General features: G+C 63.2%; 2 protein-coding genes. One reads left to right on the forward strand and one right to left on the reverse strand.

Going from position 1 to position 2,024, the window contains the following annotated elements; genetic code table 11:
- Window positions 1-233: 233 nt before the first annotated feature.
- Window positions 234-686 (reverse strand): hypothetical protein, encoded by a 453-nt coding sequence (locus tag B5D66_RS24825; protein ID WP_078764252.1) that lies wholly within the window; start codon window positions 684-686, stop codon window positions 234-236.
- A 135-nt stretch (window positions 687-821) separates the two neighbouring features.
- Between B5D66_RS24825 and B5D66_RS24830 the strand changes: the two genes are divergently transcribed.
- Window positions 822-1,112, forward strand: a complete 291-nt coding sequence (locus tag B5D66_RS24830) for a hypothetical protein (RefSeq protein WP_144390361.1) — start codon at window positions 822-824, stop codon at window positions 1,110-1,112.
- Window positions 1,113-2,024: the final 912 nt, after the last annotated feature.

The raw sequence follows: 2,024 nt of genomic DNA on the forward strand, positions 1-2,024 counted from the left end.
GGCTGACCACGCCGGGATTCGTAAGCCCCGCGCATGCGGGGATGGACCGTGGTGGCGGAACCGGTGCGGGTGGACTCCGTCGTAAGCCCCGCGCACGCGGGGATGGACCGCCCCAGCCAGCCCGGTCGCGGTCGGTTCCGCTGTAAGCCCCGCGCACGTGGGGATGGACCGGTATCTCGGCACGTCGGGGTACTGCTCTGCTGGTAAGCCCCGCGCACGCGGGGATCCGGGGGTTAATCAGCTCGCGGTCGGGGAGTGGTCTTTCGGCTCGGGCGGTGAATCAGATCATCGTCGCCAGGCTGACGTGGGATGTAGTGGAAGCCGTCCTTGGTTTCGGGGTCGTAGTGGATGACCGCGTCCTCCTCCTCCAGGAACGCCTTCCAGTTCTCCAGGCGCTTAGCCTCGTCCTTCGAGATTTTCGCGCCGGCACGCCGTCGCGCCTCCACCCGGAGCATCGCCACGGGGTAGGACCAGCGGTGCTCAGGAAGGACGTGCCACGGAATCAGGTCATCGTCTCGGACGATGCGCCGTTCCAGGCCTCGACGGCGCCGGAAATTCCCCCAGAGTGAGGGGACGGTCTCAATGTTGTACTTTCGTTTGTACTCCGCCACCATCCAGGCGTAAGTACGCCCTTCTTCGAACCATCTGATGACTTCCTGCTCGTCGACGATCTTCTTAGCCCCCAATGGACTCACCTTCTGGTTGATTTCCGCTACTGTTTCGCTTCACTATGTCATCGCCGAATCGGTAACACTGTGTCAGTGTCACGAACACGGTGTGCTCTCGGTGTTACCAAGGCGGCAATCATGCATGGGAAGGCGATGGAACTAACTATCACGGTTTGCGACGTGGACCGGCAGCCCGGTCGCGCGACCAAGCGCTACACCCTCCAGCGGGGCGAGCGGGAGGTGACCCTTGATCTCCGCGAAGAGCACGCCGGCCCCATCGAGGCCCTGCTCGACGGAGATTACAGCGAGGGTGGCCAGGGAGGACAGTCCAAGGAGGAACCCAAACGGCAGCCGGTGGCGAAGAAGGCGGCCGCGACCTCGCGACGCCGACGAGGCCCGAAAGTCGTGACGCTCGAAGAGATCGAGGCCAGCAAGAAGAGCTGAGAAGAATACAAAGAGAGCCCTGCTGGCACATAGGTGAGTGGGGCTTCTATGCGTCAGGGGCCGCCGAAATCGAAATCCTCGGGAGCGTCGTAACTCTCGGAGAGCCGCCCGTCTGCTTCGAGCAGCCGAAGGCTGCCAGATCTTGGACGGAAATGGCCAGCTCGAATACGGCAGCGTAGAACTATGCCGCCACCGAGACGGCGACACCAACGATCTCAGTCCCAGCTTCACTTTCGGGCGGACAAAGTGCAGCAGGTGTTGTGCGCGATGGGGACCTGGGGCTTCCTGTGTCGGCCCCCAGGGGAACCTCTCTTGCGGATAACCGCGCAGGTGAGCTGCGCGTGGGCGGTACCGGTCACCTTCTTGGCCGCCTTCACGCTGGAGTCGGCGCTTTTGCGGGTGGCCGGCGAGCCAGTAGAAGTCGCCGGCCCTCAGTTGCCGTTCAGGCCGGCCGGACCCGGCTCGTCAGTGAACCCGGCGTATCCGATGAGGCGTTGAACGGCGACAACGGCCTCACCCTTGTCGCTTTCCTTAGCGCCGATCAAGCCATCTCCTAGAGTCATAGGGAAGTGTCGCTAACAGCGCTTCCGTCAGCAGGCGTCCCATCCTGAACCTATTGGTAGAGAGGGCGCCGGAACATGATGTGGCGATGCGGTCACGGTGCCCGAGCTTGCGAAGGGGCGGCCGAGTTCCCTGTGCATGCGGGGCTGGTCCATCTGAGGGTTCCTCGTGCACATGTGTGGGGTGGTTTTCCGGTTCGCGGTTCTGGGAAGGGAGGCGTTCCGGCAGAATGGCTATCGCTGATGTCGGCTTGTCAGTCGTTCCGGTGGGCTCCGGAGGTTTATAAAGCGGAGATAACGGCCCGCAAAGCCGCAGGTCATCTTCTGTGAGCCCCGCGCACGCGGGGATGGA

Origin of the sequence: Marinactinospora thermotolerans DSM 45154 (genome assembly GCF_900167435.1) — a bacterium.
GTDB lineage: Bacteria > Actinomycetota > Actinomycetes > Streptosporangiales > Streptosporangiaceae > Marinactinospora > Marinactinospora thermotolerans.

Coding starts and splice junctions, on each gene's coding strand:
- B5D66_RS24830 (WP_144390361.1), top strand. CDS start 822: ATGGAACTAACTATCACGGTTTGCGACGTGGACCGGCAGCCCGGTCGC.